The sequence below is a fragment of the Gulosibacter sediminis genome, from assembly GCF_023370115.1.
GTDB lineage: Bacteria > Actinomycetota > Actinomycetes > Actinomycetales > Microbacteriaceae > Gulosibacter > Gulosibacter sediminis_A.
This window is the reverse complement of the sequence record NZ_CP097160.1, coordinates 1355108-1381906: the sequence shown is the minus strand read 5'-3', so window position 1 is coordinate 1381906 and position 26799 is coordinate 1355108. Positions and strand designations below refer to the sequence as shown.

Sequence of the window (26799 nt, the reverse complement as noted above, 5' to 3'; positions counted from 1 at the left end):
ATGACTACTTTACTGCTTCATTCGGTGCAGCGCAAATCGGCCCAGTTGAGCAACCGATCTGCTCACTTTGTCGCGTGCAGACGGAGTCCCGCCGCGCTAGAAGGGCGCGGGGTCGTTGATCGCGTCATAGCTCTGGTCGTCGACGGGTTTGAAGATCGGTCCGACTGGTCTTGGTTCGACGGTGACCCATTCGCCGCGTGGGGTTCGCCACCTGACTTTGCCATTGCCGAGTTGTTCGCATTCCCACGGACGCTGATGTTTGAGGGTGTGGTGTTTTGGGCAGAGGTGTCCCAGGTTTTCGACGTCGGTGTTGCCGCCCGCGGCCCAGGGTTTCGTGTGATCTAACTCGCTTTGATGGGCGGGTCTGCGGCAGCTCGGGAATAAACACACTTGGTCCCTGGCTTGCAGGAATCTGCGCATCGATGGGGTCGGGGTGCGGGAATCAACCGTTACGACGTGCCCGGTGATGGGGTCGGTGAGGATTCGTTGGAAGCATTTCGCCTTTGAGGCCATGTCGCGGGCCTCGGTCATGCTGACCGGCATCATCCCGTTCAGTGTCGCGACATCACGCGGTGCGTCCGGGTTGAGCAAGTTCAGGACCGGGATCACGATGCTCACCGTCGCGGTCACGCGCGAGTGGCCCTTGGCGTCGTACTCGCGCATGCTCTGCGGCGTCGTGGTGAGGAAGGTCTCGACGAACAGGTCGGCCATCAACTGGCGCACCGTGCGTGGGTCTTCGATGAACTCGGCATCTGCAGGGGAGAGCGCTTCCCCGCGTGCTTGTGCGTCGCGGACGCGGCACCGGTGTTCGTCGGCCTCGTTCACGTGCTCCTCACGGAGCGCTTTGGCTTGCTGCTGCATGAGGTCGTACATCGCGTGGGCCTGCAGCGTTGGGATGTCGGCGGTGATGCGCGACATGCCGAAGTCGCGGTCTTCGATCGTGACGTGGCGTGCTTGGTATTCGTGCTCGAACGCGGCCTCAAACTCCTCGGCCCCGAGTTCGGCGGCGAGCTTGCGCGCGAAGGCGTCGGTCGCGGCGACGGTCTCGCCCTTCGCAAATTCGAGCACCTTGGTCGCGTACTCATCGCGGCGCCCGTCGGGCACGATCCCCGCGTGGCGGAGGAGCGCGCGGGCATGCCGCATGGTGACTTCGGCCTCGCGGAGCGGGTCGAGCCACCCGACGAAGTCGGTGCCGAGGCGGTGCGCGTCATATGCGCGGTTGAGGAGTGCGGTGTCGGATTCGTTCGTGTGGATCCCGAACTCGGCCACGATCGACCGCAGGTTCAACCGCAGCAGATCGTCGGGGCTCGCGACCGAAGAACGTTCCTGAAGTTGCGTGTAGGTGCGGTGCTCGGTGACGGTGTAGGCCTGCGCGAGGCCCATCATCTTCATGAACGCGCCGACTTGTTCGAGTTTCGCCCCGTTGAGCACCATGCCTTCGATCGCGGCGAGCGCGTCGTTGAGTCCGTCGGTTTCGGGTGGCGGGGTGGTGCCGTCTGGCCGGTGCTTCGGTGCGCGACGGCTCGGCTTGTCGGGCGCTGCGTTTGGGCTGGGTGGAGGGCTGGTGCCGTCTGGCCGGTGCTTCGGTGCGCGACGAATCGGCTCATCAGCATCAGGGTTGGAGTTCGGTGGGGGAGTCGTTGCGGTCATCGGGCGTCACCTCCTCGAAGGTGCGTCAATGGGGGAACCGTCGTAGCAAATATATACGCATGTAGGCAAAATTGAAAGCGAACATACGTTCTAATGTTGCCGGCGTCGATGTTCGAGGTTTCGAGCATCCACGGGCCGGTTTTCGACCTAGGTTCACTCTCGCACGAGCCCCCGACATCAACGGGCCGTTTGAGTGACTCGCGTGGTGACGATTGGTGCTCGGGCTACTTCGTCGGCCTCGACCTAGGTCGCGTTGCTCAATGGAGTACTGATCGCGATCTTGCCGTGGACGTGGCGGCTGCGCTGGTGTGAGATCGCGTGATGGAACTGGTCGAGGGTGTACGTTGCGGCGACGGGGCTGCGCAAGGGCTTGGCAGAGATCAATTCCAGGACTCGGTCGAGCGCATCGGGAGCTGCGTTGACACCATTGACCTGAACGACGCCGACGGGCGCATCTTGCACCTCGATGGTGACCACGCGGTGTGGCGGGACGCCCGAACGGATCGCAATCTGAGCCGTCCGTCCCCGCGATGCCCAGCACCCCAGCCTTGAGTTTGGAAACTGTCGGCGGTTGGCGGTGCAGGCTCGGGTGGTTTTCATCGAGGACGATCGAGGTCGCAACGGCGATGCTGATGCGGACCTCCGTTGCCAGTAATGGTCGCGTCTCGATGCGCGCGAGTCTCAGGTGATTGGTGTCACCGAACTGATCCAGAACTAGCGCAGAACCCATGACTTGCCCGACGCTGCTCCTCGCGCGCCTGTTCCGCTGGCTTACGAACGACTGACTTCCCAGCCGCACCGTCAAACAGCGTCAAGCGCGCCCCGCTCTCGTATCCACCGGCTTAGGCTTGATTTCATGACTGAGGAACACCCGCTTACTTCCGATCCGACCGTCAGCCTCACGCGCGAGCTCATCCGTATTGACACGCAGAACTGGGGCAATGGCAAGAGCTCGGGGGAGCGGGAGGCCGCGGAGTACCTCGCTGAGCGCCTCCGCGCGCTGAACACCGAGCCGGTGTTGTTCGAGTCTGAGACGAACCGCACGAGCGTCGTGGCGCGCATCCCTGGCCGAAACCCGGACAAGCCCGCGCTCGTCGTGCACGGCCACACCGACGTGGTGCCGGCCGACGCCTCCAACTGGAGCGTCGACCCGTTCGCTGCCGAGGTGCGAGATGGCTGCATCTGGGGGCGTGGCGCCGTCGACATGAAGAACATGGACGCCATGATCGTCACGGCACTCGACAACATCATCGCTTCGGGCGAGTTGCCCGAGCGCGAACTCATCGTCGCGTTCTTTGCCGACGAGGAAGACGGCGGCAAGCTCGGCGCCCACTGGGCGGTCGACAACAAGCCCGAGCTCTTCGCGGGTGCGACCGAAGCGATCAGCGAGGTCGGCGGCTACTCAATCAACATCGACGGTCAGCGCGCCTACCTCCTGCAGACCGGCGAAAAGGCCATGATCTGGTTGCGCCTGCGTGCGCGCCGCCCCTCCGGCCACGGCTCGAAGGTCGTGCCGACGAGCGACAACTCGATTTCCGAGCTCGCCCGTGCCATCGTGCGCCTCACCGAGCACGAGTGGCCGGTGCAGCTCAACGAGACTTCGACCGAGATGATTGACGCGCTGTGCGAGCTCACCGGCGCGGATGCAGAACAGGTTTCGCCAGATGAACTCGCCCTCCGCGGTGGCTTCGCGGCGGCCTGGCTGCGCGCATCCCTGCGCACCACCGCGAACCCGACCATGCTCGATGGCGGCTACAAGCACAACGTGATTCCCGAGACGGCGTCAGTTGCGATTGACGTGCGCCCACTGCCGGGCGAAGAGGATGCGGTGCTCGAGCAGATCCGCGAGATCGTCGGCGACGGCATCGACGTCGAGATTGACTGGCAGGCGATCGGCGCCCAGGCGCCCTCGACGGGCCCGCTCGTGGACGCGAGCCTCGCATCCCTGCGCGAGTACGACCCCGAGGCGAAGATCATCCCGTACCTGCTGCCCGCCGGTACCGACAACAAATCGCTCGCGCGCCTCGGCATCAACGGCTACGGCTTCGCCCCGCTGCAGCTTCCGGCTGAACTCAACTTCCCGGCCATGTTCCACGGCGTTGACGAGCGAGTGCCGCTCGAGTCGCTCGTGTTCGGCCGCCAGGTGCTCGAACACTTCTTGCGCACCTACTAGCCGCCGCGCGTCTCCCACAGCTTCTCGGGGAGCCTGGGCGTAAGATCAACGGCTGGCATTAGGCGACCGAAAGGATCAACGCACATGGGCTGGTTGGAGGCGATCGTTCTCGCCATCGTGCAGGGGCTCACTGAGTTTCTGCCGATCTCCTCGAGCGCGCACATCCGCGTTGCGGGGCTCGCGATGGGCATGGACGACCCGGGAGCGACCTTCACCGCCATCATCCAGATCGGCACCGAGCTCGCGGTCGTCGTCTACTTCTGGCGCGACATCGTGCGCATCATCACGAAGTGGGTGCAATCGCTCACCGGCAAAGTGCCGCGCAACGACCCCGACGCGCGCATGGGCTGGCTGATCATCATCGGCTCGGTGCCGATCGTGCTGCTCGGCGTGCTGCTGCAGGACCTCATCCGAAGCCAGTTCCGCTCGCTGTGGATCATCGCGATCTCGCTCATCGTCTTCGGCATCATCCTCGGCCTCGCCGACGTGCTCTCGCGCCGCGCGAAGACGCTCGAGCACCTCAACTGGAAAGACGGCCTGCTCTACGGCCTCGCGCAGGCGCTCGCGCTGATCCCCGGCGTCTCGCGCTCGGGCGGCACCATCACAGCCGGTCGCCTCATGGGCTACGACCGCCCTTCGGCCGCGCGCTATGCGTTCCTGCTCGCGATCCCGGCGGTGCTCGGCTCGGGCGGCTACGAGCTGCTCGGTGCGCTCACCGAAGACCAGACCACCGGCGCGCCGCTCAACTGGGGCGCGACGCTGCTCGCGACCGTCATCTCGTTCGTCGTTGGCTGGGTCGTCATCAAGTTCCTCATGAAGTGGGTCGAGACCCGCAGCTTCATGCCGTTCGTCATCTACCGCATCGCGCTCGGCACGCTGCTCATCATCCTGCTCATCACCGGCGTCGTCGACCCGCTGGCCGGAAGCGCGTAACCCGCCGCACCCCGGTAGACTGTCGGGGTGAAGCGAATCGACTCTTGGCCGCGTCCTGCAGTTCCACAGCTGGAAGGCGAGGCGGCCCCGGTTCGGCTGTTCGACACGGCCGCTGAGGCCGTGCTCCCGCTCGAGGCGGATGCGGATGGTCGCGTGCGCCTCTACGTCTGCGGCATCACGCCCTACGACGCGACGCACCTCGGCCACGCGGCCACCTACCTCGCGTTCGACACGCTCATCCGCGCCCTCTCGCAGGCGGGCGTCGAGGTCGAGTACGCGCAGAACGTCACCGACGTCGACGACCCGCTGCTCGAGCGGGCGGCGAAGACCGGCGTTCACTGGGAAGACCTCGCTGAGTCGCAGACCGACCTCTTCCGCGGCGACATGGCCGCGCTGCGGGTGATTCCACCGAACGCCTACGTGCGGGTCAAGGACGTCGTCGACGAGATTGCGGATGCGGTTGACCGGCTGGTCGCGGACGGCTTCGGTTACGCCGTGCCCACCGACGACGCCGAGGGCGAGGACATCTACTTCGACGTCGCGGCGGTGCAGGCGACGGGCCGGTACGGGCTCGGCGAGATGAGCCACTTCTCGCCCGACAAGCTTGCGAGCGCGTTCGTCGAATTCGGCGGCGACCCCGATCGCCCCGGCAAGCGCTCGCCGTTCGACCCGCTGCTCTGGCGCGCTCACCGCGAGGGCGAGCCGAGCTGGGACGCCGGGGTCGGCCCGGGCCGCCCGGGGTGGCACGTCGAGTGCGCCGTCATCGCCACGCGCGAACTCGGGCCCCAAGTGACCGTGCAGGCGGGCGGTCGCGACCTGCGCTTCCCGCACCACGAGATGACCTGCGCCCACGCCACGGCGCTCACAGGCGAACCCTTCGCGCGCCACTTCGCGCACGCTGGCCTTGTGGCCTACGAGGGAACGAAGATGTCGAAGTCGCTCGGCAACCTCGTGCTCGTCTCAAAGCTCACGCAGGCGGGCCACGACGCGGCCGCGGTGCGTCTCACCGTGCTCGGGCACCACTACCGCAGTGACTGGGAGTGGTACGCCGGCGAGCTCGACGACAACGAAGCTCGTCTCGCGCGCTGGCGCGAGGCCGCGCACCGTGCAACGGCGGGTGGCACCGAAACCGTCGCCGAGATGCGCGCGCGCATCGCTGACGACCTCGACACGGCCGGCGCCATCGCCGCCGTCGACGCCTGGGCAAGCACGGCCAACCCCGGCACCGAGGTCGTCACGGCCGTCGACGCACTGCTCGGCATCGACCTGCTCGCGAGCTAGGCCCGTCAGCTCGGCGACCGGCTGCTCGCCGGCGCGAGCCGCATCCGCCTACTTCGTGTCGCTGTCGCTGTCGCTGTCGTTGTCGGCGTCGTCGCCCTCGCCCTCGCGGTCTTCGGACGAGTCGGCGACGTCGCTTTCGTCACTGGCCGAGGTCGAGTCGCCGGTGTTCGGTCGGGGAAGCGAGCCACTGTCACTGCGCGTCGCGTGCCCTCCGGCCCGGTTCTGCGTGTCGCGCCCGTCGGCGAGGAAGCGTTCGAACTCGGCGGCGATGGCGTCGCCGGTTGCCTCCTCGGAGTCGACCACGTCGCGGGTCTGCTCGAGGTACTCCACGTAGCCGCGCAGCTCGTCGTCGGCCTCGACCGCCTCCGAGACGCGCTCTTCCCACGTGGTGGCTTCCTCGCGCAGGTGGTCTGACTTCAGCTCCACCTTGAGCAGCTTCGCGAGCTCGTTCACGAGCGACAGCGTCGCCTTCGGGTTCGGCAGCTCGGGGGTCTGCGCGTAGTGGGGTACCGACGCCCACATCGAGACGATCTGAATGCCAGCGCCGTGTGCTTCCTCGGCGATGGCCGAAAGCACCCCGGTCGGGCCCTCGTAGGCCGACGCCTCGATTCCGAGCTCGTGCTGCGGGCCCTCGTCGTCGCTGCTCAGCGACACCTGGATGTCGCGCGTGTGCGGCGCGTCGGCAAGCAGCGCGCCAACGAGCACAATGCTCGAGATGTCGATGCGCTCACTCGCTGCGACGACCTCGCTCGCGTAGCGGCGCCACCGGAAGTTCGGCTCGACGCCGGTCAGCGTGTAGATGCGGCCGCCGCGCACGGGCCCGGCGAGGGTCGCGCCAGGCCAGCGAATCACCTTGCGCCCATCGCCCGCGAACTCGACGCGCGGGCGCGCCACGCTGTAGTCGAAGAAGTCCTCCGACTCGAAGCGCTCGACGAGCAGGTCGATGTTGAGCTGCTCCTGGAGTTCCGTCGCCGCCGAGCTCGCCGCCTCACCGGCGTCGTTCCAGCCCTGCAGCGCGACCACGAGGGTGTTGCCGGCTGCAAAGGGGGTGTGCGAGTCGAAGTTCGGCAGGGGAAGCTGTGAGGTCACGCGGTTTCTCCGTAGGAAATGGGGTTCTCCCTAGCCTACGACGTTGCGATAGCGGTCGCCGGTAGGATGGTCTCCTATGAGCGAGCGCGCACCCGCAGCCGTCCTCTGGGACATGGATGGCACGCTTGCCGACACCGAACCGCATTGGATTCGGGCGCAGTCGGCGCTGTTGACACGTCGAGGTCTGCCCGAACTGACCCGGCAGCAAGAGATCGACCTGGTCGGGGCATCCTCGGAACAGGTCGTGACGCTCTTCCAATCGCTCGGCGTCATCGACGACTTCGAAGAGATCGTCGACGAGGTGTTCGCCGATGTCTGCGACAGCGTCGCCGACAACATCCAATGGCGCCCGGGCGCCGTCGAACTGCTCGCGGATCTCAACCGACATGGCGTGCGGACCGCGCTCGTCACCAATTCGAATCGCGCGCTGGCGGATGCGGTGCTCCGGCACCTGCCCGGCTGCGAGTTCACGCTGACGGTCACGAGCTCGGACGTGCGACCCGGTAAGCCGGAACCCGACCCCTTCTATTACGCGGCTGAGAAGCTTGGCGTCGCCGCCACCGACTGCGTCGTCATCGAGGACTCGATGAACGGCATCCGTGGCGCGCTCGCCGCTGATTGCGTCACCATCGCGGTGCCGCACGGCGTCGAGATTCCGCCGAGCCCCGAGTACATCCTGCGCGAGAGCCTCGTCGGGCTCGATTGGCCGCAGGTTCGCGCGCTCTACACCACCTTCCGAACACGAGGAGTCCCCACCGAATGATCCAGTCGCCCCCGTCCGGCCCCTTCCGCGCCGGCGAACGCGTGCAGCTCACCGATCCAAAGGGTCGCCTGACGACCACCTGGCTCACCGAGGGCGGACAGGTCCACTCGCAGTACGGCACGATCGACCACGCTGCGATCATCGGAATTCCCGACGGCTCGGTGGTCACCTCGACCGGTGGCATGGAATACCTCGCGCTGCGGCCGCTGCTCACCGACGTGATCATGTCGATGCCGCGCGGCGCCGCGATTATCTATCCGAAGGACTCCGCGATGATCCTCGCGAAGGCCGATATCCGCCCGGGCGCGCGCGTGGTCGAGGCCGGCGTCGGCTCGGGCGCACTGTCGCTCTGGCTGCTGCGGATGCTCGCGGGGCAGGGCGAGCTCGTGAGCTTCGAGCGTCGTGAGGAGTTCGCGGAGGTTGCCCGCGGCAACGTCGCCAGCGTCTACGGCGGCGAGCCCGAGAACTGGCGCATCGCGATCGGCGACCTGCAGGATGCGCTGCCGCGCGAGTTCGAGCCCGGCACCGTCGACCGGGTGATCCTCGACATGCTCGCGCCGTGGGAGTGCCTGCCCGCGGTCGCGGAGGCGATGATTCCCGGTGGCGTGCTGGTTTGCTATGTCGCCACCGCGACGCAGCTGTCGCGCGTCGCCGAGGCGATCCGCGAACACGGCGGCTTCACCGAGCCCGAGGCAGACGAGACGATGGTGCGCGGCTGGCACGTCGAGGGGCTCGCCGTGCGCCCAGACCACCGCATGGTGGCGCACACCGGTTTCCTCCTCACCGCACGCCGGCTTGCCCCGGGCACCACGCTGCCCGAGAAGCGCAAGACCTCGAAGGTGGCGGGCACCGACGCCGACCGCGAGGCGTGGACGCCGAGCGACCCCGAGGCCTGGACCGAGGCGACCGTTGGCGAGCGCACCGTGAGCGACAAGGTGCTTCGCAAGCGCGGCCGCGATGCCCAGCGCGGCGCCGCGCACGCGACCCGCGATTCGCAAGAGATAATTGACCCAACTGCCACGGAAGGACAGGACTCCCTGTGATTGCTCGCCGCCGCCCCACCCGCGCTCTGCTCGCGGGCGTCACCATCTTTGCCGGCACCGTGCTCGCTGGTTGCGCGCAGGTTCCGGCCAGCGAGAACGTGAGCGCGTGCGAGCCCGCCGACACCGTGCAGACGCAGCGCGAGGGCGGCGGAAGCGGCCCGGTCATCAACGGAGACGGCGTCGCTGAGTTCACCTTCGCGATCACGACGACCGATGGCACCGAGATCTACCCAGAGACCTCGCTGCAGCAGGATGCGCAGGGCAACCCCGCGCCGGTCAACGTCGGGATCCTCGACGACTACGGCATGGTGGGCATCAAGGACGCCCTCCAGTGCGCGCAGGGCGGCGAAACGATCACCGCGACGATGCAGATGCAGCAGATCTTCTCGCCCGAGCAGTTCCAGCTGACCGAGGCCCAGATGCAGGAGGAGGCCACGGTCACCCTGAAGGTGAACCGCGTCTACCACTCGGCAGCGACCGGCAGCATCGCGCCCCAACACAACGGCATCCCGGCCGTCGTCACGGCGCCCGACGGCACGCCCGGCGTGACCATGCCGAGCGAGGCCGCGCCGAGCGAACTGCGCAGCGCGACGACGATCCAGGGCAACGGGCCGAAGCTCGCCGCGGGCGACACGGTCACCATGAACTTCTCGGCGTTCGAATGGACGTCGGGTTCGACCATCAGCACGACGTGGGGCAGCCAGGGGCCGATCCAGACCACGGTCGGCGATACCGACGACGGCATGTTCGGTGCGACGGCGGAGCTGCAGGGCATCGAGGTCGGTTCGCAGCGCGTCGTCGTGCTGCCGGCGTCGACCGTCGCGGCCTACACCGCCGACGGGCAGCTGCCCGTCGGAAGCGGCGACGCGATCGTCGTGGTCATGGACGTGCTCGGTTCCACCCCGGCAGCGCAGTAATGCGCCGGCCCATCCGCACCCTCTCGCTCGCCGTCGTCGTCGCGCTCGGCCTCACCGGCTGTGCCGGCGCATCCGACCCGACGCCGAGCGAGTCTGCCTCGAGCGACTCGGCCGCGCCCGTGACGGTCGTCGACGGCGGCGACCGCCTCGACGGTGTCGAGGTATCGGGCGAGACCGGGCAAGAGCCCGTCGTCTCCATCACAGCACCGGCCGAGCTGACCGGCGACGAGACCGATATTCAGCGGACCGTGGTGACCGAGGGCGACGGCGCGCCGCTCACCGCCGACGATACCGTCGTGGTCGTCGTCGGCAGCTACTACGCCGAGGACGGCGACGCCCTCAGCGCGTATGGCTCGCTCGGCCCCGCGACGCAACTGTCAAACACCGAGCTGCCGGCCTTTGTCGAGCCGCTCTTCGTCGGCGTCAAGGCGGGCTCGCGAGTCGTCGCATCCGTGCCCATCAGCCTCGTCGCGGGCGAGGGCAACTCGGGCGACCCCGTGCTCATGGTGGCCGACGTCGTCAAGGTGACGCCCGGCGCATCCGCCACCGGCACGCCGACCGGCGAGACCTTCGACTACGCCGACGTCTCCGACGGCGAGGGCGAACCCGACGTCACCATCAACACCGACGCCGAAGACCCGAGCGAGCAGCAGACCGCGGTCATCCTGCAGGGCGACGGCGAGACCGTGGCCGACGGCGACACGGTGATCGTGCAGTACTCGGGCTACCTGCTCAGCGATGGCTCGATGTTCGATACGAGCTGGGAGACCGGCTTGCCGCCCGCGTTCCCGACCTCGATGGTCGTGGCGGGCTTCCGGGATGCGCTGGTCGGCCAGCAGGTCGGCTCGCGCGTCGTCACGGTGTTCCCGTCCGACCTCGGCTACGGTGACGAAACATACGGTCCGATTCCCGGTGGCAGCACGCTCGTGTTCGTCGCCGACATCATTGCCCTGGTGTGAAAATGGCAGCTCCGCTGAAACCCCACCACGCTCGACAGATCCACCTGCTGCTCGCGCTGATGAGCAGCACGCGGCCGCTGACGAGCGACGAGTTGTTCGGGCTTGTGCCCGATTATCGAGCGCAGCTCGAGCGCAACGGCGGTGAGCGCAGCGACGCGCTCGAGAAGAAGCTCGAGCGAGATCGTGCTGACCTCCACGAGAGTGGCTTCCACATCGTCACCGTCCCCGACCCGGAGGCACCCGGCGACCGTGCTCAGTGGCGCTACCAGCTTGAGAGCAGCACCGAGTCGGTCGGCGTCGTGGGGCTCGATGCCCAGGAGACCCTGCTCATCGACTCGGCGACGAAAGTCTGGCTCGACCGCAGCCTCGACGAGGATGCCCGGCGCAGCTACCTCAAGCTCCTGCCGAGCGGCGAGAGCGGCGCCGAGTCGACCGCCTCACAACCCACGGCGAAGGTCTCGACGCACCCCGTGTTCGCCCAGCTGCGTTCGGCGATCGCTGGCCGCAAGCGCATCGGTTTCGACTACGTCAACCAGGACAGCCGTGACCCCTGGCCGCGCACCGTGGATCCGCTGCGGCTCATCGTGAAGTCGGGTCGATGGCTGCTGCACGCTTGGGACGTCGAGCGCGACGCCCACCGCACCTATCTCGTCAACCGCATCGTCTCGGAGATTCGCATCGAGGGTGTGGCCGACCCCGCCCACACCGCCGAACCCGGGCTCGAGGCGAAGCTCGACGCGCTCGCCGCCGCACACCCCGTGCGCGTCCGCGCGCGAGCTGGCACTGAGGCCGAAGCGCGGATGCGCGGCCGCGGCACCGAGCTCGGCCGCACCGACGAATGGGTGTCGTTCGAGGTCTTCGACTGGGACCACGGGGTGTTGACCGATGAATTCGCGGGGCTTGCCCACTTGCTCGTCGTCGAGTCGCCAGAGTCGACCCGAGAGGGCGTGGAGGATCGCCTCCAGCGCGCCCTTGAGCTGCATGAGGGGGCAGCAGTATGACCGCGGCCGCGAAAGCCACCGATGTGCTCCTGATCTCGTCGCTCGTCGACTGGCTCCGCAAGCATCCCTACGGCGTCGACCTCGGCGAGCTCGCCGCGACGTTTTCGCAGACGCCGGCCAACATGCGTGCCGTGATCGACTACGTCTGGTCGCTCGAACTGTATGACAGCGACGGTCAGGTCGATCCGTCCCGCATGTTTGACTTCGACGCGGACGGGCTCGAGGCCGATGAACCGTGGGTCAAGCTCACGAATGTGCCCGTCGAGGGTGCCCCGAAGAGCTTCGATGCCGACGAACTCGCCCTCGTGCTCACCGGACTCGACGTGCTGCGCGAGTCCGCGACGAGCAGCGAAGCAAACCGCATCGACGAACTTCAGGTGAAGCTCCGCGGCGCCACGACAACCGAGGCCCCGGCCAACAAGGACCCGCGGCTTGCGCTCATCCGCCAGGCCATCGATTCGGGCCGGCAGCTGCGCTTGCGCTACAGCGGGGAGGCCTCGTCGGCACCCGAGGAACGCACAGTGGACCCGCTCCGGCTTGAGTCGCGCAGCGGTCTCATCTACCTCAACGCGTATTGCCACCTTCGGCAGGCGCTGCGTTGGTTCCGCAGCGACCGCATCTTCGACCTCGAGGTGCTCGACACCGCGGCCGAGCCGCACACTCCGGCGCAACGTAACCGCGCGTTACAGGTCACGGGCAAATCGCTGCTGACTGTCAGCGTCGCGATTCGCGCCGGCGCGGTCGCGGCGATCAGGCCCTATTTCGGCACCGCCAAGGTGCCCAAGATCGGCCCCGATGGTTGGATTCGCGCGGATCTTCGGCTACGCAGCCCCGAAGTCGCCGCGCGACTCGCGGCCGAGCACGCCGGCGGATTTGTCGTCACGGGGCCGCCCGAGGTTCGCGAACTCGTCGCCGAGTGGCTTCGCGGCGCCCTGATCGCCGCGGGTGATCAGGCTGACAACGTAAGCTAGCTCACTATGCCGTGGTGGTCGTGGGTAGTGATTTGGGTAGGGCTCGTCGCCCTACTCATTGGTGTGCTCGCGGTCGGTGCGATTTGGCTCTTCCGGAAGGCGCGCGCCGCGTTTCATGAGCTTGACCGCCTCGAACTCGTGCAGCAGGAGGCGGCCCGCCTGGCGGAGGAAGCCGTGAGCCTGCGCGAGCACGAAGCGCTCGCCGCACGACAGCCGATTGCATTCGGCCGGCACAGCGACGAGGTCCGCGAACACCACGAACAGCAACGGGAACTGCGCCGAGCGCGTGCGCTCGAGCGACGGGAGGAGCGAGTCGCCCGCGGCCGCGCCCTCACCCACGCCGACCCCCTGCAGTACGCCCACCTGATTCACCACCCCAAGAAGGGATAGCCCCTATGCCAAACCTCTCCGGATGGCACCTGGTCATCATCCTGGTCATCATCCTGCTGCTCTTCGGCGCACCGCGCCTGCCGAAGCTTGCCCGCAGCCTGGGCGAGTCGATGCGAATCTTCCGTGGTGAAGTGCGCACGATGAACGACGAAGACAAGGACTCGAAGGCCAAGAACGCCGAGACGCCGGCCGCCGACGCGCAGTCCGGCACCGTCGACAACACGAGTCAGGCGCCGCGCACCGACGACACCGACACTACGGGCGGGTCGCCAAGATAACCCATGACCGCTCCGCAAAAACAAAAGCGGAAGCGGGAGAAGTACTCGCGGAAGGTGAATCCGCAGGGCCGCATGCGCCTTGCGGACCACCTGATCGAGTTTCGAAATCGCTTCCTCATCTCTGCCGTCGCCATCATCGTGGCGATGGTTGGCGGTTTCCTGCTCACCGACGCCGCCTTCGAGGTGCTGCGCCAGCCGATTGATGCCCTGAACGAATCGCGCGGCGGGGGAGTGTCGATCAACTTCGGCAATGTCACCACCGCGTTCGACCTGCGCCTGCAGATGGCGTTGACGCTCGGCGTCGTCATCGCCTCGCCCGTGTGGCTCTATCAGGCCTGGATGTTCCTCATGCCGGGCCTGCGCAAGGGCGAGCGCAAGTACGTGCTCGGGTTCCTCGGCGCGGCGATCCCGCTGTTTCTCGGGGGCGTCGTGCTCGGCATCATCATCATGCCCCGCATCATCGAGGTCATGGCGACGTTCGCCCCGACCGAAGACACGATCTGGTACGACGCGAAGACCTACTACTCGTTCGTGCTCACGCTCTGCCTCGCCGTGGGCATCGCGTTCGTCGTGCCGGTGGTGCTCGTCATGCTCAACTTCGCGGGCGTGCTCGAGGGCCGCGCGATCCTCAAGGCCTGGCGAGTGGCCGTGCTGATCTGCGCGCTCTTCGGCGCGATTGCAACGCCGGCCGCCGACGTGCTCTCGATGTTCCTGCTCATGGTGCCGATGATCGTGCTCTACTTCCTCGCGGTCGGCATCTCGATATTGAACGATCGTCGGCGTCGTAAGCGGGATGCTGTGGAAGCGACGGCTACGCTGGAGGCATGACCGATTCGAGCCCTGCCGAGCGGTACGCCCGCGCAACCGCGCGAGCCGCGCATCCGAATCTCGAGCTCTTTCGAGACCTGCAGCGGTTTGATCTCGACGCGTTCCAGCTCTCGGCGTGCGAGGCTCTCGACCGGGGCAACTCGGTGCTTGTCGCCGCGCCGACCGGCGCCGGCAAGACCGTGGTCGCCGAGTTCGCGGTGTTTCTCGCGATGCGTGACCCCAACGCGAAGATCTTTTACACGACGCCGATTAAGGCGCTCTCGAACCAGAAGTTTCAGGAGCTCGTCGCCGATTACGGCGCGAGCGAGGTCGGCCTGCTGACGGGTGACGTCAACATCAACTCGCGTGCCCGCATCGTGGTGATGACTACCGAGGTACTGCGCAACATGATCTACGCGGGCAGTGAGCTGCTCGATGACCTCGCGTTCGTCGTGATGGACGAGGTGCACTACCTCGCCGACCGCTTCCGCGGCGCGGTGTGGGAAGAGGTGATCATTCACCTGCCCAGCGAGGTGCGCATGATCTCGCTGTCGGCCACGGTCTCGAACGCCGAGGAGTTCGGCGACTGGTTGCAGGCCGTGCGCGGCGACACCGAGGTGATTGTGTCGGAGGTGCGGCCGACGCCGCTCTATCAGCACGTGCTCGTGGGGTCGAGGTTATTCGACCTCTTCCGCACGAAGAACGATCGCATCACCGACCAGGTCAACCCCGAGCTCGTCCGCGTGACCCAGGGGGAGCGTCAGGGCCGCGGCGGGCGCGGGAAGGGTGGCCGCGGGCCGCGGAACGTGCGGGTCGATCGCGGTGCCGTCGTCGACATGCTCGACGAGGCCGCGCTGCTGCCCGCGATCTTCTTCATCTTCTCGCGCGCGGGCTGCGACGACGCGGTCAACCAAGTGACTGGCTGGGGCATCAACCTCAACACCCGCGCCGAGCGCGAGGAGATTCGCGAGATCGTTGAGGAACGCACGCGCAACATGCTCGACGAAGACCTCGCCGTGCTTGGGTTTTGGAAGTGGCGCGACGGGCTCGAACGCGGTGTCGCCGCGCACCACGCTGGATTGCTGCCGGCGTGGAAGGAGATTGTCGAGGAGCTGTTCCAGCGCCGCCTGCTGAAAGTGGTCTTCGCGACTGAGACGCTCGCACTCGGCATCAACATGCCCGCGCGCACCGTCGTGCTCGAGCGGCTCGAGAAGTTCAACGGCGTTTCGCGTGTGCCGATCACGCCGGGGGAGTACACGCAGCTCACCGGCCGCGCTGGGCGCCGCGGCATCGACCACGAGGGCCATGCTGTGGTGCTCTGGCGCGATGGCGTGCAGCCGGAGGCGATCGCGGCCCTCGCATCCCGCCGCTCGTATCCGCTCAACTCGTCGTTCCGCCCGACCTACAACATGACCGTGAACCTGCTCGACCGCTTCGGCCGCGAGCGCACGCGCCAGCTGCTCGAAACCTCGTTCGCGCAGTTCCAAGCAGACCGCTCGGTCGTCGATATCGCGCGCACCGTGCGGCAGCAGCGCGAGGCGCTCGAGGGCTACCTCGAGGCGATGCACTGCGACAAGGGCGACTTTCTTGAGTACTCGTCGCTGCGTAGACAGCTCAGCGACGTTGAGAAGCAGAAGATTCATGCGCAGGACCCGGGCAGCCACGGGGCACGCGAGGAGCGTCGGAAGCGACTCGATGAGCTCCGCAAGGAACTCCAGCAACACCCCTGCCACGACTGCCGCGAGCGAGAGGACCACGCGCGCTGGGCCGAGCGTTACTGGCGCCTCGAGCGCGAGACCGACCGCCTCGTGCGCGACATCGAACACCGCACCGGTGCGGTCGCCCGCACCTTCGATCGCCTCACCGAGCTGCTGCTGCACCGCGGCTACCTGCGCGCGGGGGAGGGCGATCAGCTCGAGGTGACCGGCAGCGGCCGCACGCTGCAGCGCATCTACGGCGAGCGCGACCTGCTCACGGCCGAGTGTCTGCGCCGCGAGGTCTGGCTCGGTCTCGACCCGGCCCAGCTCGCCGCGATGGCGAGTTGCCTTACCTACGAACCGCGCCGAGAAGAAGAGAACCCGCAGATGGGTCGCATGCCGAAGGGCGAGTTCCGCCCCGCGCTGGAGCGGATGCAGGAGCTCTGGATCGAACTCGACGAGCTCGAAGAGCTGCACCACGTGCCGCGCACGTCAGAACTCTCGACGGGCCTCGCGCCCGCGATGTACCGCTGGGCGAGTGGCGTGCCGCTCGACCGCGTGCTCGAGCGCACCGATCTCGCCGCGGGTGACTTCGTGCGGCAGGTGCGTCAGGTGCTCGACGTGCTCGACCAGATCGGCAAGGCGGCCGGCGGTCGCATCGCGACGAACGCCGATCAAGCCCGCCAGCTCATCCACCGCGGAATCGTCGCCTACTCGGGCAACGAGTCGTGAGGCCCGCAGCTCCCCAGCCGCTCCCGTTCATCGCCGCGCTCGCCGCAATGTTCGCGGGCGCGTTCGCGCTGACACTCTCGTTCCCCGAGCGCGCCTGGTGGTGGGCCGCGCCGATCGGCGTGGCGTTGAACTTGCTCGCGATCCGCGGGCAACGCCCGGGCATCGCGGCGTACCTGGGTTTCCTCGGCGGCCTCGCGTTCTACCTCATGCACGTCTCGTGGACGTCGCTGTTCCTCGGGCCCGTGCCGTGGGCCGCGCTCTCGGCGCTCATGGCGCTGTGGTGGATGCTCGGGTCGATCGCGATCGCCGTCGCGTACCGGCGCCTTCCGCTGCATAGCGGCCGCACGCGGTCGCTTGGCGCGCTACCCGTTGCCGTGGCGAGCCTGTGGACCCTGCGCGAGACACTCGCGTCGAACGTGCCGTATGGCGGCTTCGCGTGGGGCCGGATCGCGCAATCGCAGTCGAACTCGCCCCTGCTCGAGCTGGTGTCGTGGGTCGGCTTCGCCGGCGTCGCGTTTCTCGTCGTGTGGTTCGTCGCGTTCACGATCGAGGTCGTCTTGCTCCCGCGGGATGCGCAGCTTGCGCCGCGCCCGAAGGCCGGGCACGCGCTTCGGCGCGCGGCCCAGTTCACCGGCGTGGCCGCGGCGGGGGCCGCGCTGCTGGTGTGGCCGCTGTGGCCGACGCAGCAAGGCGAGACCGTGCGCATCCTTGCCGTGCAGGGCGACACACCCGGCGCGAGCTACTTCATTCCCTCCGACCCGGGCGAAATCCTCGAGTCGCACGCCCAGGTGACGCTCGATGCCCTCGAGGAGGCGGGCGACGTCGATCTCGTGCTCTGGCCCGAGGGGTCGGTGGACGTGAGCCCGCTGCTGAACTCGTATTCGGCCGAGCTCATCAGTTATATCGAGTCGCGCGCCGGGGCGCCCGTGCTCATGAATACCGTGACGATGACCGGTGACTGGGATGACCCCGACACCGAGTATTTCAACTCGCAGATCGTCTGGCAGCACGGCGAGGCGGGGGAGCAGTACGACAAGGCGCACCCGATTCCGTTCGGGGAGTATGTACCCGATCGGGAATTCTATGAGGCGCTCGCGCCCGATCTCATCGGGCTGATTCAGCGCGAGTACACGCCTGGCACGCGATCGAACGTGCTCGACATCGACGGCACGAACTACGGCGTGTTCATCTGCTACGACATCGTCGACGACCACCTCGCGCGCGCGGCCGTCGAGGGTGACGCTGGCGTGCTGCTCGCGCCCACGAACAACGCCGACTTCGGGTACAGCGAGGAGTCGGCGCAGCAGCTGGCGACGGCGCGCCTGCGCGCGGTCGAGTCGGGTCGCCCGCTCGTGCAGGCGTCGACTGTTGGTTGGAGCGCCGCCTTCGAGGCCGATGGAACGCAAATCGCCGGGCTCGAATGGTACGAGCCCGGCGCATTTGTGGCCGAGGTGACGACGGGCACGGGGGAGACCCCGGCCATCGCCTTCGGTGACGCGATCGATGTGCTGGCCAGCGGTGTCGGCCTCGCGATCGTGATCGCGGCGCCGCGGCGGCGAGACTAGCGCTCGCCCGCGGCGCCTGTGGTCGCTACTTTTTCTTCTTGCTCGCGGCCGGCTTCTTCTTCTTGGCTTCCTTCGCGGCGGCTTCCTTTTCGGCGGCCGTCTGCGCCTTCGCGCGACCCTCGATCTCGATCTCGGGAGCGTTCGCAGCGTTCTGCGGCAGGCCAGCAGTGGGCTCGCGACGGGCGGTGTTCGTGCCGCGGCGCTCACGCAGGTAGTCGAGACGAATCTGCAGCACCTCTTCGAGGTCCTCAACGGTGCGGCGCTCGAGCAGCATGTCCCAGTGGGTGCGCTGGGCCTTCGCCTCGGGCGCCTCGTAGGGAACGATGTCGCCCTCGGTGTCGAGCAGGCGGCCCTCGACGCCGGTCTTCGGCGACGGCCACACCTGCGGTGCCTCGGCGTCGGCGGCAAAGGTCACCACAAAGCGCTCGCCGTCCTCGGTCTGATACGTGCGAAGCTGGTGATCGACGAGCACCACGCCCTCGTCACTTTGCAGGCTCTGCGCACCAAGGCGCATCCCTCGCAGGCTACGATCTGCCATTGGGTTCCTTTCGTGGTCTTCGACTGGCGTGAGCGCGCAACGCGCACACGCCAAATCTCTATTCTGCCAGGTATTCCCTGAGCACGCGCATCCCAATATCGGATCGGTCGGTCACGATGCCGTCAACGCCCCGTCGCAGCAGTTCGAGCTGCTCGGTGGGGTCGTTGATCGTCCACACGTGCACCTCGCGCACGTGCCGGTGCCACCAGGCGAGGCGCGGGGGAGTCACGAGGTCGATTCCCGCTGCGTGCCAGGGGAGTTGCACCGCATCGACCGGTGCGAGCGCTCTCGATAGCAACGCCCGAGAGCGCAGGCTTATTCCAGTGAGGGCGAGCGCGACTCGCTCGGTCGGCGCGCCCTGTGTGGCCGCGGGCGCAAGCGAGCGGAGCATCCTCGCCGTGCGCTCGTGAAATGAGGTGAGCAGCACCCGGTCGAAGGCTCCGGCGGCGTTCACGGCTCGAATCACGGAACGCGCGGCGGTCGGCGTCTTCACGTCGATGTTGAAGTGGAGCCGGGGGAGTTCCGCGAGTGTTGTGGCGAGGGTTGGGATGCGGTGGCCGTTGACCGTCCGCTCGTCGAGCTGCGCTGCGGTCAGGTTGTCAACCGCGGTGTCGTCGCCGTTCCAGCGGGCGATCGTCGGGTCGTGCCAGAGGACGGCGATGCCGTCTGAGGTGACGTGGGCATCGGTCTCGATGTGGGTGACGCCCACGGCCGCGGCCGCCTCGAATGCCGCGATGGTGTTCTCGGGGGCGTCGAGCGCGAGCCCGCGATGGGCAAGGATGCGGGGGCCGGGCGGAGCAAAGTACGTCACCCCACTAGAATTGCCTGCATGGTTGACTCATCGCTGAATCCGTTTGCGCCCGGTTCACTCGCCGGTAAGCGCGTGCTCGTCACTGGCTCGTCCCGTGGCGTGGGTGCCGACACGATCCGCTACTTCGCCGAGGCCGGCGCCAAGGTTGTCGTGAACTACCGCAACAAGGCTGCTCGCGCCGACAAGCTTGTCAAGGAGATCGAGGAGGCCGGCGGCACCGCGATCGCCGTCGCTGCCGACCTCACCGACGACGCGAGCCTCGCGGCCATGATGGCGACGATCGGCGAGGCCTACGGTGGCCTCGACGTGCTCGTGCTCAACGCATCCGGCGGTATGGAGACGAACCTCGGCGAGAACTATGCGCTGCGCCTCAACCGCGACGCGCAGGTGAACACGCTCAACGCCGCGCGCACGCTGCTCGGCGCCGGGTCGCGCGTGGTCTTCGTTACGAGCCACCAGGCCCACTTCATCCGCACGACCGAGACGATGCCGGAGTACGAGGCCGTCGCGCAGTCGAAGCGCGCGGGGGAGGACGCCCTGCTCGAGCTCGCGCCCTCGCTTGAAGCCGATGGAATCGGGTTCGTCGTGGTTTCGGGCGACATGATCGAGGGCACGATTACCGCAACGCTGCTCAACCGACTCAACCCGGGCGCCATCGAGGCGCGCCGCGAAGAGGCAGGCAAGCTCTACAACGTGGCCGAGTTTGCGGCCGAGGTTGCTGCCGCTGCGTTCGAGCCGGTTCCTGCTGACCACCTTCGCCTCGTCGGCGACGTGTCGAGCTTCGGCGTCGAGTAACAACGCAACTGGTTACTTTTCTGCGAGGTGCTTGTCGAGTTCGGCAAGCACCTCGCGCCATCCTTCGCGGGCTTCCTGCAGGATGATGCCCGAGGTCGGGCTGTCCGAGCCTTCCTCGATGATGCGCAGGCGTGACTTGTGCTTGAGCTGGCTGAAGATCAGCGTGAGTCGGGTGTCGAGGTCACGCGGCTGCGCGTTCACGTCGATCACGAGTTGCGCGTAGGGGTCGACGCTGATGACCTTGCCGGTGAGCATCCGGTCGCGCTTCTTCTTCGGCCGTGGCGTGGTGAGCTTGAGCTCGCCGCCCTTACGCGCTTCGATGTGGCCTCCGTCGGGCCACCACGTTGCGAACTCCCGGCGATCGACGAGCGCATCCCAGACGCGTTCGACGGGAGCCGTGAAGCGCACCGAAATGTCGAGCGAAGGCGTGTACCCCACGCAGTCCTCCTGATAAGCAGAGCGCCCTTGATTCGGTGGAACCAAGGGCGCACGTGCGGCTGTTATGAAGTTGTTACTTTCGGCCGTGGCCGACGATCTGCCAGGGGATGAAGAACGCGAGGCTGTTGAGCAGCACGCCGAGAATGAAGACGAGCAGCGACAGCGTGTCGGTCGGCATCTGGAACGCGAGGCCGTAGCACCAGAGACCCGCAATGAATACGAGGATGCTGAAGATGGCGATGAGCGCGTTCACTGCGTTTCTCCCTGAGGTTGGCGAGCTAGAAGGGCCGGAGCCACTGCGTCCAATAGTACGCGATGCCTGAGGTTCCTCGGTGCATCGTGATGAGCGTGGCGATATCCGATAATGCACATTATGTCATTATCGCAGAGTTGCCCCCCAGTCGGCCGGCTCAGCGACTACGGCAGGAAGAACTGCGCTACTCCCCACGTTGCGAGGCCGCACACGATGGCAAAGCTGAGGTTCCAGAGGAACGCCGGCACGCGCGTCAGCTGCGCGAGCACGCCAGGGTCGCTGCTCGGACTCGGCTGCGTCACGACGGCGCCGAGGTGTCGCCAAGCACCAACGACCAGCACGATGGCGATTCCGATGAGCACGAGCGCCTGAATCTCGTCGTAACGCCACCACCACAGTGCCGCAAAACCCGCGAGCGAAATCAGCGTGACGCCTGCGGTCAGCCAGGATCGCACCCGAATCATCGCGATGACGAGCAGCAGCATGAGCAGCGTCACCGTCGGAGCGGCCCAGCCGCGACCCGCGAACCACGCGAGGGCCGCGCCGAGAATCGCCGGCGCCGGGTAGCCCGCCCAGGTCGTCGCTACCCTGCCGAATCCCCTGGCCTTCCCCTGCGTCACCGCCGCGCCCGACATGTCGCCGCGCAGCACGAAGCCGTTGAACTTGCGGCCGACCATCACCCCGACGAACGCGTGCCCGAGCTCGTGCACGAGCGTCACGCCGAGGCGCACCCGTAGCCAGGTCAATGGCACAGCGCAGGCGATGAGTGCTGCAGCGAGCACCCACCACAGCACGGTCGCATCGATGCTCGGAGCGGTCTCGGGCGGCACAATTCGCGAAACAATTGCGTCAAGCCACGGCAGATCTTCCATGTCGGCAATTATGGTCAGGCAGGTGACAATTCTCGTAGACCCCGCGCGCTGGCCAGCCCACGGCGTGCTTTGGGCACACCTCGTATCCGACCACTCCCTCGCCGAACTGCATGCGTTCGCCCACTGCCAGCGGCTCGCGCGCCGGCGCTTCGATCTCGACCACTACGACGTGCGCGAAGACGAACTGCCCGGGCTGGTGGCGGCCGGCGCGGTCGCCGTGACCGGACACGAACTCGCGCGCCGCCTCGAGGCCTCCGGGCTGCGCATCCCCCGGGCCCGGCGGGATGCGGAACGGGCACCCGCGCGGCTGGCTGAATTGCGCGCGTGGTGGACAGAGCTGGGCGACGACTCCCCCGTCTGGGCGGATGCTGGCGAGCGGCTCCTCGCGCGTTGGCAGGAGCCGCACCGTGGCTATCACGACGCCGAGCACCTCCACGACGTGCTCATGCACCTCGACCTGCTTTGGGCATCCGGCAGCGAGGCGCCGCGGGTGGCGCTGCTCGCCGCCTGGTATCACGACGCGGTGTATGAGGGCGCGCCGGGTGCGGATGAACGGGCGTCGGCCGAACTGGCACACGACGAGTTGCTTGCCTTGGGTGAGTCCCGCGCGGTGGCCGGGCAGGTTGCTCGGCTGATTCTCAGCACCGATCCGAGGGCCGAGGCTGACGCGGTGCTCGAGCCCGGCGACATGGCTGCGGCGGGGCTGCTCGCCGACGCAGATCTCGCGATTCTCGCGGCACCGGATGCCCGGTATCGCGCGTATGTCGAGGGCGTGCGCCGCGAGTACACGCACGTGCCGCCGCGCGATTTCGTTGAGGGCCGGCTGCGCATTTTGCAGGACTTTTTGGCGCGCCGGGAACTTTTTCGCACCTCGACCGCATCCAAGCTCTGGGATCAGCGTGCTCGCATGAACCTCACCACTGAAATTCGAGAACTTTCCGCAGAACGCTCAGCCTTGCGGTGATTGGATTCCTTCATGTCCGAAGAACAGCCCGGAGCCAAGCAGCACGGCGAAATGCCACCCCTTCCGCCGCTCGGCACCCCCGATACCCCAGGCACCGCAACCTCGAGCACTGACTCAGGCGCGGGCTACTCCCCCCGCAGCGACTCCCCCGCGGCCAGCCCGCAGGACGCGGCGACGACGCAGTTTGGGCAGCCGACGCAGGCACCCGCCGAGCCTGCGCCGACGACGCAGGTGAACTACGGCATCCCCCTGGCCCCGGGCCAGCAGGCAGCGACGCCACATCAGGCTGACGCGCCGACCCAGCAGTTCTCGAGCGCCCCGACCCAGCAGTTTGGTGGCCAATCGGCCCAGCAGTTCACGGGCGGCCAGACGCTCGCCGCGACCATGCATCCGGAATACGGGCCGCAGGGCACAACCGACGACGCGGCGGCGAAGCCCACGAAGAAGCGTGGATTGAGCACCGGCGGCGTCATCGGCATTGCTGCGGCCACCGCGCTGATCGTTGGCGCGGGCAGCGCCGTGGGCACGTGGGCGCTGCTGCCGGCGGGCGGCGGCATCAACACCTCATCGTCGGGCACGGTCGTGCAGGCCGACGCGAACGACACGAACTGGACCGCCGTGGCGGGCGAACTCGAGAACTCGGTCGTCTCGATTCAGGTGCAGACCTCGCAGGGCACGAGTCAGGGTTCGGGCGTCGTCTGGGACGGCGAGGGCCATGTCGTCACAAACAACCACGTCGTCGAAGGTGCCTCCGGCGACAGCGCGGTGACGGTGACGATCGGCAACCACGGCTACCAGGCGACCGTGGTCGGCACCGACCCGGCCACCGACCTCGCGGTGATTCAAGTCACCGATGTCCCCGACACCCTCGTGCCGATCACCGTCGGCGACTCGACCGCGCTCGAGGTCGGCGACGGTGTCATGGCGATCGGCTCGCCGCTCGGGCTCTCGGGTTCGTACACGACGGGCATCGTCTCGGCGCTGAACCGCCCGGTGAACACCGGCGAGGTCAGCGGCAACGCGGTGGTGACGAACGCGATCCAGACCTCGGCCGCGCTCAACCCCGGCAACTCGGGTGGCGCGCTCGTCGACGCCACCGGTCAGCTCGTCGGCATCAACTCGTCGATCGCGACCCTCGGCGCCGACTCATCCGGCACATCCGGCAGCATCGGCATCGGCTTTGCGATTCCGACTGTGCTCGTGCAGAACGTCGCGCAGCAGCTCATCGAGACCGGCGAGGTTGAGCACGCGTGGCTCGGCACAGCGAACAGCGACGGCCAGGCCGAGCTCGACGGCAGCACAGTTCTCGGCGCCGAGGTGCAGGAAGTCACCGCCGACGGCCCCTCTGACGACGCGGGCGTGAAGAAGGGCGACCTCATCATCGCCGTGAACGGCCAGGACATCTCGAGTTCGTCGAGCCTCGTCGGCACCGTGCGCACGCTCAAGGCGGGCGACACCGCGACACTCACGATCATCCGAGACGGAAAGCAGACCGAGATCGACGTGACCCTCGGCGTCTCCCCCACCCTGAACGGCTAATTCGCACGGTCACTCCGTCTGTCGTCCCGGCAGTCGCGCGCCCCCATCGGTGCGGTTTTCTAGAAAAGCAACGGTTCTCACCGCAGCGCTCCTAGAAAACCGCATCAGGAGTGTCGGTCGGGCAACCGGATGCGCGGTGCGAGCTACGCGTCGATGAGCTCGGGAACGACGTGCTCGGCACCGTCGACGATGAACTCGCGACGCGGGGCGACTTCGTTGCCCATGAGCACCTCGAAGATCTGCTCCGCCTCGGCCGCATCCTTGAGGTTCATGCGGCGAAGCAGGCGGTGTTCCGGGTTCATGGTCGTGTCCCAGAGCTGGTCTTCGTCCATCTCGCCGAGGCCCTTGTAACGCTGAATCGGGTCCTGATACTTCTTGCCCGAGCGCTCAAGCTTCTTGAGCAGCGCCTGCAGTTCCTTCTCGCTGTAGGTGTAGATCGTCTCGTTCGGCTTCTTGCCGGCGTTCATGACGACCACCCGGTGCAGCGGCGGCACGGCGGCGTACACGCGACCGGCCTCGAGCATCGGGCGCATGTAGCGGAAGAACAGCGTGAGCAGCAGCGTGCGGATGTGCGCGCCGTCCACGTCGGCGTCGGACATGATGATGACCTTGCCGTACCGCGCCTGGTCGAGATCGAATGAGCGCCCCGAGCCCGCGCCGAGCACCTGAATGATGTTCGCGCACTCGGCGTTCTTGAGCATGTCGGCGAGCGACGCCTTTTGCACATTGAGGATCTTGCCGCGAATCGGGAACAGCGCCTGGTACTCGGAGTCGCGGGCCGGCTTCGCCGTGCCGAGCGCCGAGTCACCCTCGACGATGAACAGCTCCGAGCGCTCGACCTCGTTGATGCGGCAGTCGACGAGCTTCGCGGGCAGCGAAGAGTTCTCAAGCGCCGTCTTGCGGCGCTGCGTCTCCTTGTGCGCGCGGGCCGCGATGCGGCTCTTCATCTCGGTGACGATCTTCTCGAGCAGCATCGACGACTCGGTCTTGTCCTGTCGCTTCGTCGAGCCGAAACGCTCCTTCATGCCGTCGACGATCGTCTTCTGCACGATGTTGCGCGCCTGCGGGGTGCCGAGCACCTCCTTGGTCTGGCCCTCGAACTGTGGCTCGGGGATGCGCACGGTCACGACCGCGGTCAGGCCGGCAAGGATGTCGTCCTTGTCGAGCTTGTCGTTGCCGACCTTGAGTTTGCGCGCGTTCTTCGTCACCTCGTCGCGCACGACCTTGAGCAGGCCCGCCTCGAAGCCGGTGACGTGGGAGCCGCCCTTCGGCGTCGCGATGATGTTGACGAAGCTGCGCTCGACGGTGTCGTAGCCGGCGCCCCAGCGCAGGGCGAGGTCGACCTCCATCCGGCGCTCGACTTCGCGCGAAACCATGTGGCCGGTCTTATCGTCGAGCACGGGCACGGTCTCGCGGTAGTGCCCCTCCCCCTGCATCCGCCAAATGTCAGTGAGGGCCGCGTCGGGCGCGAGGTATTCAACGAACTCCGAAATGCCACCGTCGTACTTGAACGACTCCTGCTCGGTCGCCTGCGGATCGCGCTCGTCAGAGAGGCTGATCTCGAGGCCGGGCACGAGAAACGCGGTCTGCCGGGCGCGGTCGCGCAGCTGCTCAAGCTGGAATGCGGCGTCGCGCACAAACACTTGCGGGTCGGCCCAGTACCGCACGCGGGTGCCGGTGACGTTCTTGCCCACCTTGCCGACGACTCGCAGCTCGGCGTGCCCGGGCTGCTCGGTGAACGCAGCGTCGGGCGAGGGCTCGCCCGAGTCGGCGAACACACCGGCGTGACCCCGCTGGAAGCTCATCGCGTAGGTCTTGCCGCCGCGGTCGACCTCGACGTCGAGGCGGCTCGACAGCGCGTTGACGACGGATGCACCAACGCCGTGCAGACCACCGGCCGCGCCGTAGTTGCTCGAGCCGAACTTGCCGCCGGCGTGGAGCTTGGTATAGACCACCTGCACGCCCGACCAGCCGGTGCGCGGCTCGATATCGATCGGCACACCGCGACCCTCGTCGCGCACCTCGACCGAACCATCCTGGTGGAGGACGATGTCGATCTTCGCGCCATGGCCGCCGAGCGCCTCGTCGACCGAGTTGTCAATGATCTCCCAGAGGCAGTGCATGAGCCCACGCGAGTCGGTCGACCCGATATACATACCGGGACGCTTCCGCACCGCCTCGAGCCCCTCGAGTACCTGCAGATCTTCAGCCGAATACGCCTGCGCCATGACCGAAACCTCCTAATCCAAGCCTGAATCCTATCGACTGCCGGGCCGTCAGACGGCGAGGCACACCGCTGCCGCGGTAGCATCGAAGCCACTGTGTCGCCGACGGAAGAGG

25 protein-coding genes and 1 pseudogene are annotated in these 26799 nt (G+C 67.2%); 16 read left to right on the top strand and 10 right to left on the bottom strand.

The features are described 5' to 3' along the window. Positions 1-96: 96 nt before the first annotated feature. Together M3M28_RS06345 and M3M28_RS06340 are read right to left on the bottom strand one after the other, a co-directional pair. The gene (locus M3M28_RS06345) at positions 97-1650 is read right to left on the bottom strand and encodes an HNH endonuclease signature motif containing protein (protein WP_249385683.1); all 1554 of its coding nucleotides are present in this window, start codon (positions 1648-1650) and stop codon (positions 97-99) included. Between the two features lie 243 nt (positions 1651-1893). Next, a complete protein-coding gene (locus M3M28_RS06340; RefSeq protein ID WP_249385682.1) occupies positions 1894-2127 on the bottom strand; it encodes a zinc-binding dehydrogenase in 234 nt (77 codons plus the stop codon). Positions 2128-2506: 379 nt separating this feature from the next. Between M3M28_RS06340 and M3M28_RS06335 the strand changes: the two genes are divergently transcribed. The 3 genes from M3M28_RS06335 (at position 2507) to mshC (ending at position 6037) form a co-directional block, all read left to right on the top strand. Next, on the top strand, positions 2507-3823 hold the full coding sequence (locus M3M28_RS06335) for a M20/M25/M40 family metallo-hydrolase (RefSeq protein ID WP_249385681.1): 1317 nt from the start codon (positions 2507-2509) through the stop codon (positions 3821-3823). Positions 3824-3907: 84 nt separating this feature from the next. Continuing rightward, on the top strand, positions 3908-4756 hold the full coding sequence (locus tag M3M28_RS06330; RefSeq protein WP_249385680.1) for an undecaprenyl-diphosphate phosphatase: 849 nt from the start codon (positions 3908-3910) through the stop codon (positions 4754-4756). Between the two features lie 36 nt (positions 4757-4792). Beyond that, positions 4793-6037 (top strand): cysteine--1-D-myo-inosityl 2-amino-2-deoxy-alpha-D-glucopyranoside ligase, encoded by a 1245-nt coding sequence (gene mshC / locus M3M28_RS06325; protein ID WP_249387999.1) that lies wholly within the window; start codon positions 4793-4795, stop codon positions 6035-6037. Positions 6038-6085: 48 nt separating this feature from the next. On the opposite strand, the gene M3M28_RS06320 is transcribed toward mshC, so the two are convergent. Then, positions 6086-7126 (bottom strand): proteasome assembly chaperone family protein, encoded by a 1041-nt coding sequence (locus M3M28_RS06320; protein WP_249385679.1) that lies wholly within the window; start codon positions 7124-7126, stop codon positions 6086-6088. Between the two features lie 76 nt (positions 7127-7202). Here M3M28_RS06320 and M3M28_RS06315 point away from each other — a divergent pair, with 76 nt between their 5' ends. The 6 genes from M3M28_RS06315 to M3M28_RS06290 are packed head-to-tail and all read left to right on the top strand — an operon-like array spanning position 7203 to position 12780. Further along, complete coding sequence (locus M3M28_RS06315; protein WP_249387955.1) at positions 7203-7889, top strand: HAD family hydrolase; 687 nt, start codon at positions 7203-7205, stop codon at positions 7887-7889. Further along, positions 7886-8932, top strand: a complete 1047-nt coding sequence (locus tag M3M28_RS06310; protein WP_249387954.1) for a tRNA (adenine-N1)-methyltransferase — start codon at positions 7886-7888, stop codon at positions 8930-8932. The genes M3M28_RS06315 and M3M28_RS06310 overlap by 4 nt, the downstream gene beginning before the upstream one ends. Next, on the top strand, positions 8929-9849 hold the full coding sequence (locus M3M28_RS06305) for an FKBP-type peptidyl-prolyl cis-trans isomerase (RefSeq protein WP_249387953.1): 921 nt from the start codon (positions 8929-8931) through the stop codon (positions 9847-9849). The genes M3M28_RS06310 and M3M28_RS06305 overlap by 4 nt, the downstream gene beginning before the upstream one ends. Beyond that, on the top strand, positions 9849-10808 hold the full coding sequence (locus M3M28_RS06300) for an FKBP-type peptidyl-prolyl cis-trans isomerase (RefSeq protein WP_249387952.1): 960 nt from the start codon (positions 9849-9851) through the stop codon (positions 10806-10808). Before M3M28_RS06305 ends, M3M28_RS06300 begins: the two co-directional genes overlap by 1 nt. Before the next feature lie 2 nt (positions 10809-10810). After that, positions 10811-11809, top strand: a complete 999-nt coding sequence (locus M3M28_RS06295) for a helix-turn-helix transcriptional regulator (RefSeq protein ID WP_249387951.1) — start codon at positions 10811-10813, stop codon at positions 11807-11809. Further along, positions 11806-12780, top strand: a complete 975-nt coding sequence (locus M3M28_RS06290) for a helix-turn-helix transcriptional regulator (RefSeq protein ID WP_249387950.1) — start codon at positions 11806-11808, stop codon at positions 12778-12780. Before M3M28_RS06295 ends, M3M28_RS06290 begins: the two co-directional genes overlap by 4 nt. A gap of 51 nt (positions 12781-12831) precedes the next feature. Here the strand turns inward: M3M28_RS06290 and M3M28_RS06285 are convergent, their stop codons facing one another. Continuing rightward, positions 12832-13155, bottom strand: a complete 324-nt coding sequence (locus M3M28_RS06285; protein WP_249387949.1) for a hypothetical protein — start codon at positions 13153-13155, stop codon at positions 12832-12834. 20 nt (positions 13156-13175) lie between these two features. Between M3M28_RS06285 and tatA the strand changes: the two genes are divergently transcribed. The 4 genes from tatA to lnt all read left to right on the top strand — a co-directional run bounded on the left by tatA (position 13176) and on the right by lnt (position 18249). Next, the gene (gene tatA / locus M3M28_RS06280; RefSeq protein WP_249387948.1) at positions 13176-13448 is read left to right on the top strand and encodes a Sec-independent protein translocase subunit TatA; all 273 of its coding nucleotides are present in this window, start codon (positions 13176-13178) and stop codon (positions 13446-13448) included. A gap of 72 nt (positions 13449-13520) precedes the next feature. Then, on the top strand, positions 13521-14276 hold the full coding sequence (tatC, locus tag M3M28_RS06275; RefSeq protein ID WP_249387947.1) for a twin-arginine translocase subunit TatC: 756 nt from the start codon (positions 13521-13523) through the stop codon (positions 14274-14276). Next, a complete protein-coding gene (locus M3M28_RS06270) occupies positions 14273-16684 on the top strand; it encodes a DEAD/DEAH box helicase (protein WP_249387946.1) in 2412 nt (803 codons plus the stop codon). The genes tatC and M3M28_RS06270 overlap by 4 nt, the downstream gene beginning before the upstream one ends. Next, positions 16681-18249 (top strand): apolipoprotein N-acyltransferase, encoded by a 1569-nt coding sequence (gene lnt, locus M3M28_RS06265; RefSeq protein WP_249387945.1) that lies wholly within the window; start codon positions 16681-16683, stop codon positions 18247-18249. The genes M3M28_RS06270 and lnt overlap by 4 nt, the downstream gene beginning before the upstream one ends. A gap of 193 nt (positions 18250-18442) precedes the next feature. Here lnt and M3M28_RS06260 read toward each other — a convergent pair. Together M3M28_RS06260 and M3M28_RS06255 are read right to left on the bottom strand one after the other, a co-directional pair. Beyond that, positions 18443-18787 (bottom strand): annotated as a pseudogene (locus M3M28_RS06260) (RNA polymerase-binding protein RbpA); the annotation flags it as partial. Positions 18788-18845: 58 nt separating this feature from the next. After that, a complete protein-coding gene (locus M3M28_RS06255; protein WP_249387944.1) occupies positions 18846-19598 on the bottom strand; it encodes a glycerophosphodiester phosphodiesterase family protein in 753 nt (250 codons plus the stop codon). An 18-nt stretch (positions 19599-19616) separates the two neighbouring features. Between M3M28_RS06255 and M3M28_RS06250 the strand changes: the two genes are divergently transcribed. After that, positions 19617-20393 (top strand): SDR family oxidoreductase, encoded by a 777-nt coding sequence (locus M3M28_RS06250; RefSeq protein WP_249387943.1) that lies wholly within the window; start codon positions 19617-19619, stop codon positions 20391-20393. Between the two features lie 12 nt (positions 20394-20405). Here M3M28_RS06250 and M3M28_RS06245 read toward each other — a convergent pair whose 3' ends face one another. The 3 genes from M3M28_RS06245 to M3M28_RS06235 form a co-directional block, all read right to left on the bottom strand. Beyond that, positions 20406-20831: an SRPBCC family protein gene (locus M3M28_RS06245; protein WP_249387942.1), complete on the bottom strand. Its 426-nt coding sequence runs from the start codon at positions 20829-20831 to the stop codon at positions 20406-20408. Between the two features lie 73 nt (positions 20832-20904). Further along, entirely contained in the window at positions 20905-21084 is a 180-nt protein-coding gene (locus M3M28_RS06240; protein WP_249387941.1) for a hypothetical protein, read from the bottom strand. A gap of 164 nt (positions 21085-21248) precedes the next feature. After that, on the bottom strand, positions 21249-21956 hold the full coding sequence (locus M3M28_RS06235) for a M50 family metallopeptidase (protein WP_249387940.1): 708 nt from the start codon (positions 21954-21956) through the stop codon (positions 21249-21251). Between the two features lie 22 nt (positions 21957-21978). Between M3M28_RS06235 and M3M28_RS06230 the strand changes: the two genes are divergently transcribed. Both M3M28_RS06230 and M3M28_RS06225 read left to right on the top strand, forming a co-directional pair. Then, positions 21979-22920: a DUF4031 domain-containing protein gene (locus M3M28_RS06230; protein ID WP_249387939.1), complete on the top strand. Its 942-nt coding sequence runs from the start codon at positions 21979-21981 to the stop codon at positions 22918-22920. Between the two features lie 12 nt (positions 22921-22932). Further along, positions 22933-24459 (top strand): S1C family serine protease, encoded by a 1527-nt coding sequence (locus tag M3M28_RS06225; protein ID WP_249387938.1) that lies wholly within the window; start codon positions 22933-22935, stop codon positions 24457-24459. A 143-nt stretch (positions 24460-24602) separates the two neighbouring features. On the opposite strand, the gene M3M28_RS06220 is transcribed toward M3M28_RS06225, so the two are convergent. Beyond that, positions 24603-26687, bottom strand: coding sequence for a DNA gyrase/topoisomerase IV subunit B (locus M3M28_RS06220; RefSeq protein WP_249387937.1), 2085 nt, complete (start codon positions 26685-26687; stop codon positions 24603-24605). Positions 26688-26799 lie beyond the last annotated feature (112 nt).

What these genes read in the sequence shown, in the direction of transcription:
- M3M28_RS06335 (WP_249385681.1), top strand. Translation starts at nt 2,507, where the DNA reads ATGACTGAGGAACACCCGCTTACTTCCGATCCGACCGTCAGCCTCACG.
- M3M28_RS06220 (WP_249387937.1), bottom strand. Translation starts at nt 26,687, where the DNA reads ATGGCGCAGGCGTATTCGGCTGAAGATCTGCAGGTACTCGAGGGGCTC.
- M3M28_RS06270 (WP_249387946.1), top strand. Translation starts at nt 14,273, where the DNA reads ATGACCGATTCGAGCCCTGCCGAGCGGTACGCCCGCGCAACCGCGCGA.
- M3M28_RS06315 (WP_249387955.1), top strand. Translation starts at nt 7,203, where the DNA reads ATGAGCGAGCGCGCACCCGCAGCCGTCCTCTGGGACATGGATGGCACG.
- M3M28_RS06310 (WP_249387954.1), top strand. Translation starts at nt 7,886, where the DNA reads ATGATCCAGTCGCCCCCGTCCGGCCCCTTCCGCGCCGGCGAACGCGTG.
- M3M28_RS06225 (WP_249387938.1), top strand. Translation starts at nt 22,933, where the DNA reads ATGTCCGAAGAACAGCCCGGAGCCAAGCAGCACGGCGAAATGCCACCC.
- tatA (WP_249387948.1), top strand. Translation starts at nt 13,176, where the DNA reads ATGCCAAACCTCTCCGGATGGCACCTGGTCATCATCCTGGTCATCATC.
- tatC (WP_249387947.1), top strand. Translation starts at nt 13,521, where the DNA reads ATGCGCCTTGCGGACCACCTGATCGAGTTTCGAAATCGCTTCCTCATC.
- M3M28_RS06290 (WP_249387950.1), top strand. Translation starts at nt 11,806, where the DNA reads ATGACCGCGGCCGCGAAAGCCACCGATGTGCTCCTGATCTCGTCGCTC.
- M3M28_RS06300 (WP_249387952.1), top strand. Translation starts at nt 9,849, where the DNA reads ATGCGCCGGCCCATCCGCACCCTCTCGCTCGCCGTCGTCGTCGCGCTC.
- M3M28_RS06345 (WP_249385683.1), bottom strand. Translation starts at nt 1,650, where the DNA reads ATGACCGCAACGACTCCCCCACCGAACTCCAACCCTGATGCTGATGAG.
- M3M28_RS06330 (WP_249385680.1), top strand. Translation starts at nt 3,908, where the DNA reads ATGGGCTGGTTGGAGGCGATCGTTCTCGCCATCGTGCAGGGGCTCACT.
- M3M28_RS06250 (WP_249387943.1), top strand. Translation starts at nt 19,617, where the DNA reads ATGGTTGACTCATCGCTGAATCCGTTTGCGCCCGGTTCACTCGCCGGT.
- M3M28_RS06235 (WP_249387940.1), bottom strand. Translation starts at nt 21,956, where the DNA reads ATGGAAGATCTGCCGTGGCTTGACGCAATTGTTTCGCGAATTGTGCCG.
- M3M28_RS06295 (WP_249387951.1), top strand. Translation starts at nt 10,811, where the DNA reads ATGGCAGCTCCGCTGAAACCCCACCACGCTCGACAGATCCACCTGCTG.